The sequence below is a fragment of the Pseudoalteromonas sp. Cn5-37 genome (genome assembly GCF_021532495.1).
Lineage (GTDB): Bacteria > Pseudomonadota > Gammaproteobacteria > Enterobacterales > Alteromonadaceae > Pseudoalteromonas > Pseudoalteromonas simplex.
The window spans coordinates 405,950-423,028 of record NZ_JAKGBA010000001.1; the positions used below are offsets into that span (position 1 = coordinate 405,950).

Sequence of the window (17,079 nt, forward strand, 5' to 3'; positions counted from 1 at the left end):
TCACAAAATATAGATATAAATGGCCATTACTGGCCATATCGGAGCACAATTATTCACATTATTTTTTCTGGTCAGTCCAGAGGAAGCTACCAATTGCAGGTAAAAGTAGTACTGCACCCAACATGTTAACCAAAAACATGAAGGTTAAAAGAATACCCATATCCACTTGGAACTTCAGATCAGAGAAAATCCATGTGCTAACACCAATGGCTAAGGTAATACCTGTGAACAGCACTGCACTACCTCGCTCTGCTAATGCATTACGATAAGCGACTTCCAGTGCCACACCTTGTTTTAGCTGCCCCATCATTGATGAAAGTATGTAAATCCCGTAATCGACACCAATACCAACACCTAAAGCGATAACTGGTAATGTCGACACTGTTAAACCTATTTCAAGTTGTACCATCAACGCTTGCGCTAAGGTTGATACGATGTACAGAGGTAATACAACCGCGACCGTTGCCTTAACACTTCTAAAGCTAATTAAGCATAGCAGGATTACGGCGCCGTAAACGTAAAGCATCATAGGTAGCTGTGCAGCTGATACCGATTCGTTCGTTGCGGCCATAACACCGACAGGGCCTGACGCTAGCTTAAACTTTAATTCATCGGTTTCTTCTGCCTTAGCAAACTCTTTAACTTTCGCTACCACATGGTCAATCGTTTCTGCTTTGTGATCATTTAAGAAAATAATCACTGGCATTACAGAGCAGTTTCCATCAAGTAAACCTGAGCTTGTTTCAACCCGTGAAGTAGCTTGCACTAAACTTGCCGTATTGCGCGGCAGGCTTTGCCATTTTAAGTTACCTTCGTTGAAGCCGGCGTTCACAGATTGCGCAACTGAGCTTAAGCTCACAGCCGATTGTACCCCGGCAACGTTTTCCATCTGCCATTGGAAACGACTAATACGCTCCATAACATCATGCTCCGTACACGCAGCAGGATACGCTTCTACAATCACTTTTAGGATATCTGAAGAAATAGTGTATTTATCAGAAATCAAAAAGGTGTCTTGGTTATAGCGGGCATCTTGGTGCAAAGATGGCGCACCAGCATGTAAGTCACCAATACGCATTTTGTCAGCTTGCCAGTAACCCACTGCAAATAACACAGCCGTAAAGACGATAATAAAACCTGCCGTTTTACGATCTGTGGCTTTTACTAATAGCTCGCGTAACTTGTCTAGTAGATTTGGTTTGTCTGTGTGAGTACCTGCTTGAATATGCACAGAGCCTTCAAAGCGCATGTAGGATGCCCATACAGGTAATAAAATTAAATTAGTGAAAATAATTACCGCTACACCCAAACTTGCGGTGATAGCAAGTTCACGGATAATACCAATATCAATGGTGAGTAAGGTTAAAAAACCAATTGTGTCTGATAGCAGTGCAATACCACCCGGGATCAGAAGTGCTCTAAAGCTTGCCTGACAGCAAACCCGAGTTGAACTACCCGTAGACACTTTTTTGCCGATGTCATTGATCATTTGCACGCCATGGCTTACACCAATCGCAAACACTAAAAACGGCACTAAAATTGACATTGGGTCTAGACCAAAACCTAAGCTTGAGAGCAAGCCTAACTGCCAAACAACGGCAATGATTGAACAGGCAATCGGTAAAATTGTCAGTTTTAAAGAGTGGCAGAACAGCCAAACCATCACAAATGTGAAAGCAATGGCAATAGCAAAGAATAGCAGTACGCCCTTAGCGCCCTCTGCGACATCCCCTGCCATTTTCGCAAAACCGATAATATGAATACTAACCTTGTCAGTACTGAGCGGTTCACGAACTTGTGTTTCTAGCTTTTCTGCAAATGCTAAAGTGTCGAGTTTTTCTTGCGTTTGTGGATCAGTCTCAAGTAGCTGAGCGGTTACCATTGCACACGAATAGTCACTGGCAATCATACGGCCAACGACTTTTGCTTTTTCGATGTTTTCTTTTACAACCGCAAGACCACGTTTATCAGCAGTGAAGTTTGCCGGAATAATTGGACCGCCAGCAAAACCATCTTCAACTACTTCAACAAAACGCGCACTCGGTGCGAAGATTGAATTAACTAACGGGCGATTTACACCCGGAATAAAGTAAAGCTGATCATGAACTGCTTTAAGTTGGGTGAAAAATTCCTCATTAAAAATATCACCATCTGCATCACAGACAGAAATTAAAATGCTGTTAGCGCCGCCAAACTGTTTTTCATGTTTGGTGTAAACTTTCATGTAGTCATGATTAAGCGGAATATTTTTATTAAACGACGCGTCTAATTGAATTTGTGTTGCTTTGAATAATAAGAAACAAGTGATCAAAGCAAAGGAAATAATTGCGAATAAGCGATGACGAAACACCGCTCTTTCTAAAATATCTAAAAAACCACGCATTACGGATTCAACTCCTTCACTTTAATGCCATTTTCTGAAGCCATAACTAGTTTGTCTTGAAACACAACACCATCAAGTAACGATTTACCATCGGCCATTTGTTGTTCTGATAATTGGCCATCCTCAATTTGGAAAATCACCCCGCTGTTAGCAAATAATAACCACTGGTTGTTGTATTTAATCGCGCTATTTACGGTTGCATAATTGTCGTGTGGTATTTGTTGCCACTGTTCGCTGCCTGCTTGGCGAGTGAAAATGTTGCCTCGAAGGCCTGCAACTAGGTCTTCCCCACCTTGATCCGCAGTTGACGCAAACGTAAAGAAAGAGCCCATATATATCTCCTCAAGACGCTGCCAGGTTTGACCATTGTCGACACTTTGTGCCATTAAACCCATTTCACCGGCTAGAAATAGACTCTCATCGGTTTTAACGATGCGATTAAAGTGCGGCAGTATTGAAGCAGTTTCAATTTCATAGCCTTCTGGGTCACTGTCTTTTAAATCATTGAGGTATTCACGGTCTTCTTCAAATAACAGGCTATCTAAAAAACGTTTCTGCCAAGTTTGGCCACCATCGTTAGTTTCATAAAACATTCCATATGCACCGACTGCATACCCTTGTTTGTCTGTAGTAAATAAAATGTCTAAACATGGCTTATCCATGTTTGGTAATGATTGCTGTAATTGCCACGTTTTACCTGCATCTACGGTATTGATGATGGTAGCATCATGGCCACATGCCCAACCTAAATCGCTATTATAAAAATCAACGGCTGTTAGCAGCACTTGAGTAGGCACACTGGCTTGTTGCCAGGTTTGAGCGTCTGTACTTGTGATAACCACACCGTGTTTGCCAACTGCAATGAGATTTGGGCCAGCTAGTTCAATGTCGGTGAGAAGAGTTTTGTTTGCGTTAACAGCGCTAATGGCTTGTTGCGGCATAGGCATGTCTTGAGCAAAACATGAAGCACTATAAGCAAGACAGGCATAAAGCAAATACTTCATAAAGATAAATCGCCTTCGAAAAAATAAAAAGAGAAGTCAAAAAAGTCACTGGGAAACCTAATGCGTGTACTGATGACTTACGCGAATTGCAAAAGGCACCTGGAGTCAGGTGCCTTAAATGGATTAACGACCTTCGCGGCGTAATGCGCTTGAAGTAAACTCGTTATCGTTGAATGATTGTGAGAAATCATACATTTTTTCTTGGTTATCTAAACCAATTGCTAAATAACGACGAGAGTTAAGGTCATGATAAACTTCTAACGTACTCCAATGAGTTGGTACTTCATAGTAGTTAAGACCATGTGCCATCGCTACACGATACATTTGATCACGGTTATCATAGATATCCGCTACATGTACTTGCCAGCTATCCTCGTCAATATAAAAGACACGTTTCTTATAAATATGACGCGTGCCCTCTTTTAGGTTCGCTTCAACCACCCAAACACGGTGTTTTTCATAACGAACATGCTCAGGGTTGATATGACCTGCTTGTAGAATATCATCGTAGCTTAGTTTGTCGCTGTGAAGCTTGTAGCTGTTATAAGGAATATAAAGTTCTTGCTTACCTTTTAATGTCCAGTTGTAACGATTCGGAGAACCATTGAACATATCAAAGTCATCAGTCGTACGTAAGCTATCAGCTGCTGTTCCCGGTGCATCGTAGGCAACATTTGGTGCACGACGAACACGACGCTGGCCTGAATTATATGTCCATGCTTGGCGTGGTGTTAAAATTTGATCCATCGTTTCATGTACTAATAACGCAGTACCGGCAAGACGAGCAGGCTCAGTTACCTTTTGCTTAAACTTAAACAAGATATTAGATTCTTGAAGCTTCTCAGGTGTTGCTTCAGGTGATGAGTACTCAACTAACAGTTGCTCATCAAAACCTACATAGTTATATGAACCAGAGGCTGTCGGTGCAGCTTGACCACCAGAACGTTCAATTGATAGGCCACGGAATCGCAACAAGTGGTTCCAAATAGCTTCTAAACCATCTTTAGGAATTGGGAAAGGTACACCCACAGCGGTATTTTTAATACCGTTACCACCTTCAACTAATTCAGCTGTCGTCGCATATTTTTTAGTTGCATCATATACAAACTGTGGATATGACGCACTACGACGGGTTGGGTAAATGTTCATTTTGAACGTATCAGGATAGGTATTGAATAATTCAATTTGACCTGGGCTCAAGTAGTCTTTGTACTGGGCAACGTTCGATTTATCAATCGTGAATAAAATTTTATCATCAGCATATGGATCTGGATGGTGCATACCCGGTTTGTAACCTGCTGGCGGTGTTGTGATACCACCATCCCAAGCTGGAATAGAACCGTCTTTATTCGCTGCTTTTTCAGCGCCAATTGGCGTTAAATCACTGCCTAAACGTGCCGCTTCATCAGCGGTAATTTTTGCAAGTACACTTGAGCTTGCGAAAACGCCGCAAAACGCTGCAGCAATGAGGGTAGGTTTTCTAATAATCATAATTTACCCTTAGATTGAATATTTAATATTAAATGAAACATAATCGCGATCAGAGAAAGTATTCGTCGCGCCACCACCCCAGAATGAGTTGTAGCTAAAGTCGAATGACCACGCATTTTGGTAATTGAAGTTCATAGTAACACCGAGTGATTTACGGTCTTCAATAAATAAATACATTGGATCTGGTGTAATACCATTCACATCGTGTGAGAAAACAAAACGAGGTGAGAAGTTTACGCCACTAAAAATATTGTAGTAATCACCCTTAGCGATAAGGCGATAGCCCCATGCAGACGCTGTTGGGAATGGGTTTGTTTCAGGACCATTAGACAGACCTAGGTGAAGTGTTGAATAATCATCACTTAATGGGCCTTGCATAATGCCGCTTCGACCAGTACCGGAAACGTTTAAACGGAGCTCGTCATAATCCGGCATATCGTTAATTCTAACGCCACCAACTTCACCAACTACCGCCCAGCTATCAGCACCTAATGATGGACCAAATAAGTGTGTTGCAGTAAATTGTAATTGAGCAGTGTTACGAAGAATAAATCCTTGTGCTACTTCACCAGGACCTACAACGCTAGTTGCATCACCCGGACTCATTTGCGAAATACCTGCAAAATCAGGGCGAATACCTGCAACAGCCAATTGCTCTGGCATACCCGCGTAAAGTAACTCTACGTCATCAATTTGCAGAGGCTCATCTTGACGGAAAGCAAATTCACCAGAAAAAGCCGTTTCACCAATTGATGTATTGAAGCTCAAGCCATAAAGCTTAATGTCTTCTGGGTATTCTAGCTGGCCTTTGGTAAATGCTTGTAAACTAGTTACATTATCTTCAGTGATATCTGTTGTTAATAACATACCGATATCAGCAGCGATTGCCGCATCAGTGAAGTTTGATACCTGGCCTGAAATCACAGGACGACGGCTATGGTAGTTAATGTGGTATAACGCTACTTCAGTATCGTTTAACTCAGGTAAAAACATACCCAAGCGTAAACCGTATTGACCACCATCATCAGGTTCATTTTTACCTGCACCGCCCTTACCTTTCAACGCAACTTTGGTTGGGTAAGCGAGATACATTTGCGACATCATCGCTATGCCTTGTGCTGATGTAGGGTCAACACCTTGCGAGCGAACAATATCATCTAAATTATTTAAGCTTTCTGTTAAGAATGCTAAATCGATATCTGGGTTAGACGTGAAGCCTAATTGAATATTCTGCTGATAGCCATTTTCTGACGCGAAATCGTTCGTCGAGAAGTAAGTACCAGCCGCTGGAAGGCGTGTTTCATGCCATTCATATTGGTAGAAACCTTCTAGCGTTAAGTTATCTGTGATGCCTAGTGATGCCCAAAGCATACCAACAGGTATGAAAGCTTCTTTTAACTCTGCACCTGGCGCTTTTAAACGATCGATATCAACAGGGTTAACGTTAATACCATGAGAAATCAAAGTACTCTCACCCCAGTTCACAACCTGTTGGCCTAAACGAATAGACAGTGGGTTACGGCCTTCATTTAAATCAAAATTTGCCCAAACATAGGCGTCAAGTAAACGTAAATCAGCACATACTTGTTCTTTAGTGTCGTCATCATCACAAGGGTCAACTTTTTTACCCGACGTTGGATTGGTATAAGCAAAGTCACCATCCATTAAGGCAAAATCATAAAAGTACATAAAGCGAGTGAAGAAACCAAAGTTATCTTTACTGATAGAAAGCTCATGAGTGCCTTTTAATAACTTTGAGAATGAATCTCCACTATCAAAGTTTAAGTTTCCGGCATCACCATTATTTGAGTAAGCACCTGGTTGGTTCCAAACATCAGCTGAAGAATAAATAGGGTTTAGAGCTGAGTGATAACCCGTCCAATCAAATGATGGATTATTACTTTTACCTATGTGTTGAAAGTCTCGATCTTCAACACGAATGCTTTGACCATAAGAAAAGTTAGAGTCAAAACGTATGTCAAAGTCACCTAACTCGAAATTAGCCGCGTGCAAAGATGTGCTTGAGAGACCTAGTGTTGCTGCTGCAAGCCCCAAAGCTATTTTGTTTTTAACAAAAAGCGATCGTTTTATCATTGTGTTCATCCCCCTGTAACGGGTTGTTTTGTGATCAAATTGTTGTTTTTAGTATCTTTCTAACGATAGAAGCGAAACAGTAAAATTACAATATAGAACGCGTCTAATCGGTTAATATTTATTTAAAAATGTGACGTTTACGTATTGGTAAGACGTCATACCAGATAATTTATACACGTAAATTAACAATAGAACAAATCGAATTAACAAAAATATAATAAATTTAGCGAATTGGGGATAGATAAAATTAGTGTTTTTTATGAAAAATCATCAAAAAAAAGCAGCCGTAGCTGCTTTTTTAACTAATTTTCTCGAGTTTTAAAAACTGATTTTCAGCCGTTAATGTCAACCTAAAGCGCCCTCTTATTCCTAGCGAAGAAATAAAAGGACGCAAATGGTGAGCGTCAAAGCGAACTGTCTTACCACCATCCTCTGTAACTTGCACAGATTTATATTTACCATGATAGTAATCAAGACACTCTGAGTAACTCAGATACAAGGCAAAATAATATTCTGTCATTAACTTTCGAGTGCTTTCTCTACTTTTTCAAACAGATCATCACTAAGGCCATCTAAATCAGCTAAACGTTGCAATTGTGCTTTCATTGCCGCTGAACGATTTTCATCATAGCGTTTCCATGACATAAAAGGTGTCAGCATGCGCGATGCATTTTGCGGGTTAATATCATTTAGTTTCACTAATAAGTCACCTAATAGCTGGTACCCTTCACCATCAGCTCGGTGGAACTGAGTGATATTAAAGTGACTAAAGCTACCAACCAAAGCACGCACACGGTTAGGGTTACCAAAGTCAAAACTTGGATGATCATAAAGCGCTTTGATATCGCTGATACTCGTTGCTGAATCTTTCATCGCTTGCAGTGCAAACCATTTATCCATAACGAGTACATCATGACGCCATTTAGCATCAAACTCTGTTAAAAGCGTATCACATAGTGAGTGATTTGCTTTTACAACAGCACTTAATGCAGCAAGGGCATTGGTCATATTATTACTGTGGGCTGACTCTCTGATGAGGCTATTAACATCGCTGTGATTTGTTTTCGCTAAATAGTATAAACAAAGTTGCTTAAGAGCACGCACTGCAACGGCTGTAGCGGATGTTGAACCATCATCTTCAAGCACGTTATAACAATTAACCAATGATTCTGTTAGGAAGTTGGCAATTTGCGATTCAAATGCATTTTGTACAGCAATAATGTCATCAACAGGGATGACGGCATATTCTGCTGCAAGAGTATCGTAGCTAGGCAGTTTTAACAGCTCCGCAATCAATGCAAGGTCACCTTCACGATTATCAACTAGTAGCTTTAATGCCGACAAGATATCATCAGATAAGCAAGCTTCACCACTGGCAATCGCTGCTTTCATTTCATTAGTAAATAAACGCTGCTGAGCATCCCAACGTGAAAAGTCACTGCGAGCAAAACGCATAATATGTAACAGATCAGCGGCAGATGTATTTTGATTAACAATACATGGTGCAGAGAAATCTTCGAGTAGCACTGCTACTGGGCGCTGTTTAATACCTTCGAAAACAAACTGCTGCGTTTTTTCAGTGACATTCAATACAGAATCTTGCGGCTGATTATCAATCACAAGAGGTAATGACTGCCCTTCACTATCTAAAAGCTCAATAGCAAAAGGAATGTGCAGTAAGGCATTGTTAGGCTGATTATCAGGTGCAAACTGCTCAATGCTTAATGTGAAAGTCTGGTTTTGCTCATCATACGCCTGCTCTACATTGAGCTTAGGTGTACCCGCTTGACTATACCAACGCTTAAATTGTGTTAAATCAATGCCAGACGCATCACTCATGGCTGCAACAAAATCATCACAAGTAACTGCTTGTCCGTCATGGCGCTCGAAATACAATGCCATGCCTTGTTGGAACTTTTCTTCTCCAAGTAAGGTGTGCATCATACGAATAACTTCAGCTCCTTTGTCATACACAGTCACTGTATAAAAGTTATTCATTTCAATGACTTTTTCTGGGCGAATTGGGTGCGCCATCGGCCCTGCATCTTCACTAAACTGATGAGTACGCATGACTTTAACGGCATCAATACGATTAAGCGCACGTGAACCTAAGTCGCTACTAAACTCTTGGTCACGGAAAACCGTTAAGCCTTCTTTTAACGACAGTTGGAACCAGTCACGGCAAGTCACACGGTTGCCGGTCCAGTTATGGAAGTACTCGTGCCCTACAATAGATTCAATCGTATGGTAATCTTTGTCTGTGGCTGTTTCTTGATTTGCAAGAACACATTTAGAGTTAAAGATATTCAGGCCTTTATTTTCCATTGCGCCCATGTTGAAGAAATCAACGGCAACAATCATGTAAATATCTAAATCGTATTCAAGGTTAAAGCGCTCTTCATCCCATTGCATTGATTTCTTAAGAGATGTCATGGCATGAGGCGTTTTTGATAAATTACCTTTATCAACAAACAAAGCTAATTCAACTTTTCGTCCAGACTGCGTCGTGTAATGGTCACGTAATACGTCAAAATCACCGGCGACTAATGCAAATAAGTAGCTAGGCTTTTTATATGGGTCTTGCCATTTTACAAAATGACGACCGTCATCTAAGTTACCTGATTCAACTTGGTTACCATTGGACAGCAAGTGAGTGTACTTTTTGTCGGCAATAATAGTGACATCAAAGCTGGCAAGTACGTCTGGGCGGTCAAGGTAATAGGTAATCTTTCTAAAACCTTCAGCCTCACATTGAGTACAATAAGCACCACCCGACAAGTACAAACCTTCTAGAGAGGTATTCGTTTGCGGATCAATATGGTTTTCAATTTTCAGAATAAAGCTTTCAGGCAGGTTATGAATGATCAGCTTTTCATCTTCAAGCGTGTAATCATCATACGCTTTGTCATCAACCATCAATGAAATTAGCGTTAAATCAACACCATCTAGCAAAAGATCTGCATTGCTTTCATCGGTACGATTGATTGTCATGGTTGACTGCACTGATGTTTTTAAAGGGGCTAATTCGAAGCGTAAATCGATGTGCTGGATTGAGAATTGTGGGGCTTGGTAATCTTTTAAATATTGAGCTTGAGGTTTACTCGTAGCAGACATTACTGACTCCAAATGGCCCTGCTTAGCAGGGCCTATATAGTTTATTCGGCGTTAGCTTCTTGTTTAAGATGTTTTGGGGTAATACGTAAAATTTTAATACCAAAATAGGCATAAACAACCGCTAAGAATGGATTAATTAAATTAAAGAACGCGTACATTGCATAGTCAAATGGATTGATTAGTAAAACACTTTGCATGTAAGCACCACAGGTATTCCAAGGAATAAGTGGGCTAGTAATTGTGCCACCATCTTCTAATGTGCGAGATAAATTTACAGGCTTTAAACCGCGTTTTTCATATTCGTCTTTAAACATACGTCCAGGAACGACAATCGCGATATATTGGTCAGCTGCAACCGCATTGGTACCAATACACGTTGCAATCGTTGCTGTGATAAGAGAGCCCGTGCTTTTAGCAATTTTTAAGATGCTCTTAACGAACATATCAAGTAAGCCAGTTTTTTCCATGATAGCGCCAAACATCAAGGCCGTCATAATCAGCCAAGTTGTTGTTAACATGCCAGCCATACCACCACCGCTCAATAATGAATCCATTTTTTCATCGCCAGTGTCGATGCTGAAACCATCAAAGAACGTTGTCCAAACTAATTTGAAGTAACCAATTGCTTGGCCTTGTGATGCATCAATTTGGCTATTGATTAAATCAGATTGAAATAACATAGCCCAAATTGCACCTAACACCGCACCAATTGAAATAGCTGGGAAAGCTGGCATCTTACGAATTGCTAAAAACAACAACACCACCAGTGGCACTAGCATTTCAAAACCAATATTAAAGTTTTGCTCTAATAAATTAACGATTTCATCAATACGGCCCGCTTCTGTTGAACCACCGGCATTAAAGCCCATAAAGATAAAAATAATTAACGCAATAATGAAGCTTGGCACCGTAGTCCAAAGCATGTGATGAATATGCTCAAATAAATCAGCCCCAGCCACTGCTGGCGCTAGGTTTGTTGTTTCAGAAAGCGGGCTTAATTTATCACCAAAGTAGGCACCAGAAATGACCGCGCCTGCTGTAACAACTTGTTCAAGACCAAGACCAGTTGCAACACCTAATAACGCCACACCGATAGTCGCAGCTGTGGTCCAAGAGCTACCAATACTCATAGCCACAATGCCACAAATCAAGCAGCTAGCGGCATAGAACCAGCTAGGATTGATAATTTGTAAGCCATAGTAAATTAGAGTGGGTACAGTTCCTGATAACAGCCAAGTACCGATTAAGGCACCCACCATTAACAGTATAATGATTGCTCCAAGGGATAAGGTGATCCCCTCAATCATGGCTTGTTCTAGTTTCTTCCAGGTGTAACCATTTTTTAAGCCAATTAATGCCGCGGTAAATGTAGCGAATAATAAAGCGATTTGGTTAGGACCAGATGATGAGTTATCACCGAATAAATAAACAGCAGCGCCTAGTAGGCACACGAGCACAGTAATTGGGATTAAGGCATCTAAAAAACTGGCCAGTTTAATTGGCTTCTCTTCAATTGAATTCAAAAGATAGTCTCCTACACGTCTTATGTGGCGTGTTTAATTATTATTGTAAGCTTTGACGCAAAACTTCAGTGGCCTTATGCAGCCAGATTTTGTGATTATACCAATCTAACCTGTTTTAGGTAGCAAAAAAGGCGCTTAAGCGCCTTTTTATTAATCAATATTGCTAATTAATTGCTAATTATTTCTTAGCGATACGACCATATTTTATATAATCTTGGGTGATTAATGCCGCTTCTTCTAAGAAAGGGTCTAGCTCGTCAAGGCTATCAGGTAAATCGTCAAGCTTCTCAACTGGCTTTTCACCAAGGCGAACAAGTCGTTCATTAGCACGTTCTAACGCGCGTTCTTCACCTTCGTCTTTCTCTTTTAGACGCGTCGCTTCAACCAATGAGATAGTCTTACGGTCTTTCTCTTCTTGATAGCGTTTAATGTCAGCAAATACATAACCAAACTCAGGCTCATCTGCAATACGCGCATCATGAAGCTTATTAACGTAAGCAATCGCTGGTTTTAGGTTATCAACAGAGTTGTACTTAGCACGTATGATGCTATCCCAAGGTAGCGCGTTGTCTTGTTGACTCTCACCCCACTCTGATGGCTCAATTGCTGATGGGAATGACACATCTGGGATCACGCCTTTGTGCTGTGTGCTTCCGCCGTTAATTCGGTAGAATTTTGCAATGGTATACTGCACGCTACCTAATGGGTGGTCGTATAGGTCATAAGCACGGCCAAGTGGTTTATGCTGCTGTACAGTTCCCTTACCAAAGGTTTGCTCACCAATCACAATTGCACGGCCATAATCTTGCATTGCTGCTGCAAAAATTTCTGAGGCAGACGCACTGTAGCGATCAACTAACACTGTCAGTGGGCCATCGTAAAAAGTGACGCCATCACGGTCTTTTTGCTCTTCAATACGATTATTTAGCGTATGAATTTGTACAACTGGACCTTGATCGATAAATAAGCCAGAAAGTTGCGTCGCTTCGTAAAGTGACCCACCGCCGTTTTGACGTAAATCGATAATGATACCGTCAACTTTGGCTTCTTTTAACTTCGCAATTTCAACTTTTACGTCTTGCGATAAATTGTTATAGAAACCAGGGATTTCAATCACACCAATTTTGCTGGTTAAGTCTGAATATTTTGCTTCAAATACTTCAGATTTTGCAGCACGGTCTTCTAAGCGAATTTTATCACGCGTGATTTCAACCACTTTTGGTGTACCGTGAGCATCAGCCCCTTTTAAGTATTGCAGGCGAACTTTTGTCCCTTTCGGGCCTTTGATTAAATCAACGACGTCATCTAAACGCCAGCCAATCACATCAACAAACTCTTCACCTTCTTGCGCAACACCAATAATACGGTCATCTGCTTTTATTTGTTCAGACTTATCAGCCGGTCCGCCTGGGACTAAGCTACGGATTACCGTGTAATCTTCGTCATAACTGAGTACCGCACCAATACCTTCTAATTCAAGATCCATGTCCATCTTGAATTGCTCAGCGCGACGAGGTGATAAATAAGAGGTATGCGCTTCAATGCTTCGTGCGAATGAGTTCATCACGATTTGAAAAGCATCTTCACTGTTAGTTTGTACTAAACGCTTTTGTGCATTGTGGTAACGTTTGGTCAAGACTTCTTTAATGCCTTGCCAATCTTTACCGGTCATTTTTAATCGTAAAGCATCGTATTTAACGCGCTGACGCCAAAGTTCATCAAGCTCAGCTTGGCTTGTTGCCCAGTTTGCGTCTTCGCGATCAAACAGATACTCATCTTCTTTATCGAACTTCATTTCGTTTTCAAGTAACGATAAAGAATAGTCATAGCGTTCAAAACGACGTTTTAAACTTAAGTTAAAAATATCAAAGGCAAATCCCAATTTACCTGTCGACAATGCATTATCAAATTGGTCTTTATATTGCTCAAACGAGGCAATGTCAGACGCTAAAAACACATTTTTATTGTAGTCGAGAGATTCAATATAACGATCAAAAACCTTCTCAGATAATTCATCGTTAAATTTAATTGGTTTGTAGTGTGCACGAGTAAATAAGTTTGTCACCCGTTTGCTTGCCGTACTATGTTGGCTTTCTTGCTTGAGTACTGGCAGGTCTTTTTCAGTCAGATTGTCTGATGATGCCAGTAATGAACCTGAAAACAGGGCAGCGACTAACGGAATGAGCGTAAACTTTTTACTCATACACAACTCCTTTATTTTTTACAGCTATTAAATGATATACAGGCTGTCTGCTTTGGTCTTAACTTGCATCCCTGTTACTAACTCAACGTGAACTTCATCTTTATTCACTTCAGTAATAACCGCGTTTACAAGTGCTTGGCCAAGTTTAACTTTAACTTTGCTATTAACCTTGACCTCTGAGGCAGGTAAAGGTTCAACTTTTCCTGAACGTTTTGCAGGAGCAGCTTTAGCAGGCTTATTATTTACTTTAGCGCCTTTTTCGCCAGATTTAGCGTGGTGGCCACTATTCTTTTTGTAAGATTTTGTGTCACCGTCTTTACGTGGACGTTGTGGCTTCTTACGCTTTGCCATTTTAGCGCGGCTTTCTTCTAACGCTTTTTGTGCGTGCTCAATGTGTTCTTGTTCTACTTTTTCATCTTGATTACCATCAAGATCGATACGGAACTCAGACTTAGTCACCGCTTCTAAATAGCGCCAGTTTGAGGTGTACTTTCTTAGTGCTTGACGAACCTGAGTTTTACTTACTTTCTCAGAACCTTCAATACGCTCAGCGATATCTTTAAAGATACCTACTTTAAGCGGCTGAATACCGTCTTTTTGTTTAAAACATTGTGGAAATTCTTGGTATAAGAAATCCAATACTTCATTAATATCTTTTAGCTTGTTTGTGGTTTCCATGTTAGAACCTTTTATTACATCTTTTCATCAAGTGATGAATCGACATAGTGTGTTACCCAGTCGGTCAACTCTTCGAAGTCCGCTTCAATAAGCGCTAAATCACCACGAAGGTGTTCCCAAATACCATTTATAATTTCATCAATTGATTCACAGTCAAGGTCATCTGGTAGACGCTCCCATGCCATGTGAATCAAGTCGTTGAGCCTTTCGGCAACAACTTCTTCTTCCCCTTCCCAATCACCAACATCATGGATTGCAAAGAGGTAATCTTGCACATTTAGCAGATCTTTCATTTTAGATTTGCCTCAAAGCATTTTACCAATGCTTCTAAACCAGCTTGATCATCAGCATCGAATCGCGCAATGCTTGGGCTGTCGATATCAAGTACAGCAAATACTTTACCGTCTTTGAAAATCGGCACAACTACTTCAGAGTTAGATGCAGCATCGCAGGCAATATGACCAGCAAATGCATGCACGTCTTCAATGAGTTGTGTTTGTTGTGTTTGCGCGGCAGTTCCACATACCCCTTTACCTACTGGAATACGGATACATGCAGGATTACCTTGAAACGGCCCTAGCACTAATTCTTCAGGTGAATCCATTAAATAAAAGCCCGCCCAATTGATATCCTCTAAAGAGGTAAATAACAGCGCACTAATATTTGCCATGTTGGCAATAACATTTGATTCACCAGCGGTTAGCGACTCAGTTTGTTTAACTAATGACTGGTAAAAATCTTGCTTTTGCATACCAAACTACTTCTTATTAAACATACAGTAGCTAAAGGTACTCTTTGTAGACGACAAATGAAACCTTTTAAGGGCAAAAAAAAACATTTTGCCCTCAATTTCAGTCAGCTTGATTAAATATTCTGCTATTGATGAGAAGATTGTGTTGTAAGGCCCTGTCTTAAACCAAATAAAAACAGTCCAGCTGCCAGAGCAGACATCATAGCATTGACTACAAAAGCCATACCTGTTGTAGCGCTCAGTAAGTAGCTAAAAATAGCGCCACCTAGTAAGCCAAGTGTCAGAACACCTGAATAATTAACCTTTGCATATTTAAACATAAGTAAATAACCAGGCACTACAAATGCTGCCATAGTTAAGCCTACTATGTGTGCATTGGCAATTGCGCTAACAAGTAAATTAAAGAAAATGCTAAAACCATTTCCTTCAAGTGTGAATGCATAATAAAGGCCTAAGATACAACCGATGATTACAGGCGATAATAAAGAAAGTCCTACACTCTTTGCTAAACGATGTTTCATAAATTCCCTAATGTCACAAAGATAATACGAGAAGTGTTAAGCATGGACTAACTAGTTAAAATGCGAAATATCGACAATAGTCGTAATTTGCAGAACAAATGAGAAGCTTAAGAAACAAAAAAGCCGCTGAATAAATTCAGCGGCTTCAATGATGGTGGAGAGATAGGGATTTGAACCCTAGAGGGGCTACAAACCCCTGCCGGTTTTCAAGACCGGTGCATTCGACCACTCTGCCATCTCTCCGAATGCGAGAACCTACCCGCTTACGCCAGTAGTAAAAATAATGGTGGAGAGATAGGGATTTGAACCCTAGAGGGGCTACAAACCCCTGCCGGTTTTCAAGACCGGTGCATTCGACCACTCTGCCATCTCTCCGACGGCGTGCATAATAGATAAGGCAGCCGTGTTTGTGAAGCTTTTTTTCAAAAAAACTGTTTAAGTGATTAAAAAACAATTAATTTGCTCAGCATTAGTACAATAATGTTTAGATTGTGCGCAACATTGAACTTTTCAATTATTTATCTTGTCTATTGATCCACAATAGTTTGCCCAAATATATAACTCTTGATAGGCTTAGTTCAGTTTAATAATTGGAACTAACGAACGTATAAGTTCATTTAAAGGAGCTCTAACAATGGCGTTTAATCAATCGTACAATACTGCAAGACCAGTAATGTCGACTATTGAAACCAATAAAGTTTTAAAAAATACCTATTTCTTACTGGCAATGACACTGGCATTTAGCGCAGTGACGGCAGGTATTTCAATGGCAATGAATCTACCTTATTTTATGGGGATAGTATTTAGTTTGATTGCATTCGGTGTACTTTTTGTTGTTAACAAAAAGGCTGACAGTGCATCAGGTGTTGCTTGGGTATTTGTTTTCACAGGTTTGATGGGCGCAGGACTCGGTCCAATGCTTAACTACTATGCTGCAATGCCAAATGGCCCTATGCTCATTATGCAAGCGTTAGGCTCTACTGCGTTAATCTTCTTTGGTTTGTCTGCTTATGCACTTACCACGAAAAAAGACTTCTCATTTATGGGTGGCTTTTTAACTGTGGGTTTAATCGTAGTGATTATTGCAAGCCTAGTTAACTTATTCATCGGCAGCTCAATCACCTTTATGGTTATTAATGCTGCAGTTGTACTTATTATGTCTGGTTTAATCTTATTTGACACTAGCCGTATTATTAATGGCGGTGAGACCAACTACATCCGCGCAACTGTTGCTTTATACCTGAACGTATATAATTTATTTACGTCTCTTCTTCACCTACTTGGTGCAAGTGATGACTAATTAAATAGTTCTGCTAA

The 17,079-nt window shown here is 40.5% G+C and carries 13 protein-coding genes and 2 tRNA genes; 1 reads left to right on the plus strand and 14 read right to left on the minus strand.

Annotated elements, in window-relative coordinates:
- Positions 1-58 precede the first annotated feature (58 nt).
- The 14 genes from L1266_RS01875 to L1266_RS01940 all read right to left on the minus strand — a co-directional run bounded on the left by L1266_RS01875 (position 59) and on the right by L1266_RS01940 (position 16,137).
- Positions 59-2,383 carry an efflux RND transporter permease subunit gene (locus L1266_RS01875; protein WP_054551390.1) on the minus strand — a complete coding sequence of 775 codons (2,325 nt, stop codon included), beginning with the start codon at positions 2,381-2,383 and terminating at the stop codon, positions 59-61.
- On the minus strand, positions 2,383-3,387 hold the full coding sequence (locus L1266_RS01880; protein WP_138600646.1) for a WD40/YVTN/BNR-like repeat-containing protein: 1,005 nt from the start codon (positions 3,385-3,387) through the stop codon (positions 2,383-2,385). The genes L1266_RS01875 and L1266_RS01880 overlap by 1 nt, the downstream gene beginning before the upstream one ends.
- Positions 3,388-3,510: 123 nt before the next feature.
- Positions 3,511-4,875, minus strand: a complete 1,365-nt coding sequence (locus L1266_RS01885; RefSeq protein WP_138600718.1) for a DUF1329 domain-containing protein — start codon at positions 4,873-4,875, stop codon at positions 3,511-3,513.
- A gap of 12 nt (positions 4,876-4,887) precedes the next feature.
- Complete coding sequence (locus L1266_RS01890; RefSeq protein WP_054551392.1) at positions 4,888-6,972, minus strand: DUF1302 domain-containing protein; 2,085 nt, start codon at positions 6,970-6,972, stop codon at positions 4,888-4,890.
- Positions 6,973-7,270: 298 nt separating this feature from the next.
- On the minus strand, positions 7,271-7,492 hold the full coding sequence (locus L1266_RS01895) for a DUF2835 domain-containing protein (protein ID WP_082401568.1): 222 nt from the start codon (positions 7,490-7,492) through the stop codon (positions 7,271-7,273).
- Positions 7,492-10,086: an aminopeptidase N gene (pepN, locus tag L1266_RS01900; RefSeq protein WP_235376701.1), complete on the minus strand. Its 2,595-nt coding sequence runs from the start codon at positions 10,084-10,086 to the stop codon at positions 7,492-7,494. The genes L1266_RS01895 and pepN overlap by 1 nt, the downstream gene beginning before the upstream one ends.
- A 41-nt stretch (positions 10,087-10,127) precedes the next feature.
- A complete protein-coding gene (nhaC, locus tag L1266_RS01905) occupies positions 10,128-11,609 on the minus strand; it encodes a Na+/H+ antiporter NhaC (RefSeq protein ID WP_235376702.1) in 1,482 nt (493 codons plus the stop codon).
- Positions 11,610-11,787: 178 nt separating this feature from the next.
- Positions 11,788-13,812: a carboxy terminal-processing peptidase gene (prc, locus tag L1266_RS01910; RefSeq protein WP_054561591.1), complete on the minus strand. Its 2,025-nt coding sequence runs from the start codon at positions 13,810-13,812 to the stop codon at positions 11,788-11,790.
- A gap of 27 nt (positions 13,813-13,839) precedes the next feature.
- Positions 13,840-14,490 carry an RNA chaperone ProQ gene (gene proQ, locus L1266_RS01915; protein ID WP_054551396.1) on the minus strand — a complete coding sequence of 217 codons (651 nt, stop codon included), beginning with the start codon at positions 14,488-14,490 and terminating at the stop codon, positions 13,840-13,842.
- 14 nt (positions 14,491-14,504) lie between these two features.
- Positions 14,505-14,783 (minus strand): hypothetical protein, encoded by a 279-nt coding sequence (locus tag L1266_RS01920; protein WP_054551397.1) that lies wholly within the window; start codon positions 14,781-14,783, stop codon positions 14,505-14,507.
- Entirely contained in the window at positions 14,780-15,241 is a 462-nt protein-coding gene (locus L1266_RS01925) for a GAF domain-containing protein (protein ID WP_235376704.1), read from the minus strand. Before L1266_RS01925 ends, L1266_RS01920 begins: the two co-directional genes overlap by 4 nt.
- Positions 15,242-15,366: 125 nt before the next feature.
- Entirely contained in the window at positions 15,367-15,762 is a 396-nt protein-coding gene (locus tag L1266_RS01930) for a hypothetical protein (RefSeq protein ID WP_054551399.1), read from the minus strand.
- Between the two features lie 152 nt (positions 15,763-15,914).
- Positions 15,915-16,005: transfer RNA gene (locus L1266_RS01935), tRNA-Ser, on the minus strand.
- A gap of 41 nt (positions 16,006-16,046) precedes the next feature.
- A tRNA-Ser gene (locus L1266_RS01940) sits at positions 16,047-16,137 on the minus strand.
- A 259-nt stretch (positions 16,138-16,396) separates the two neighbouring features.
- Here L1266_RS01940 and L1266_RS01945 point away from each other — a divergent pair.
- Positions 16,397-17,062, plus strand: coding sequence for a Bax inhibitor-1/YccA family protein (locus L1266_RS01945; protein ID WP_199529680.1), 666 nt, complete (start codon positions 16,397-16,399; stop codon positions 17,060-17,062).
- Positions 17,063-17,079: the final 17 nt, after the last annotated feature.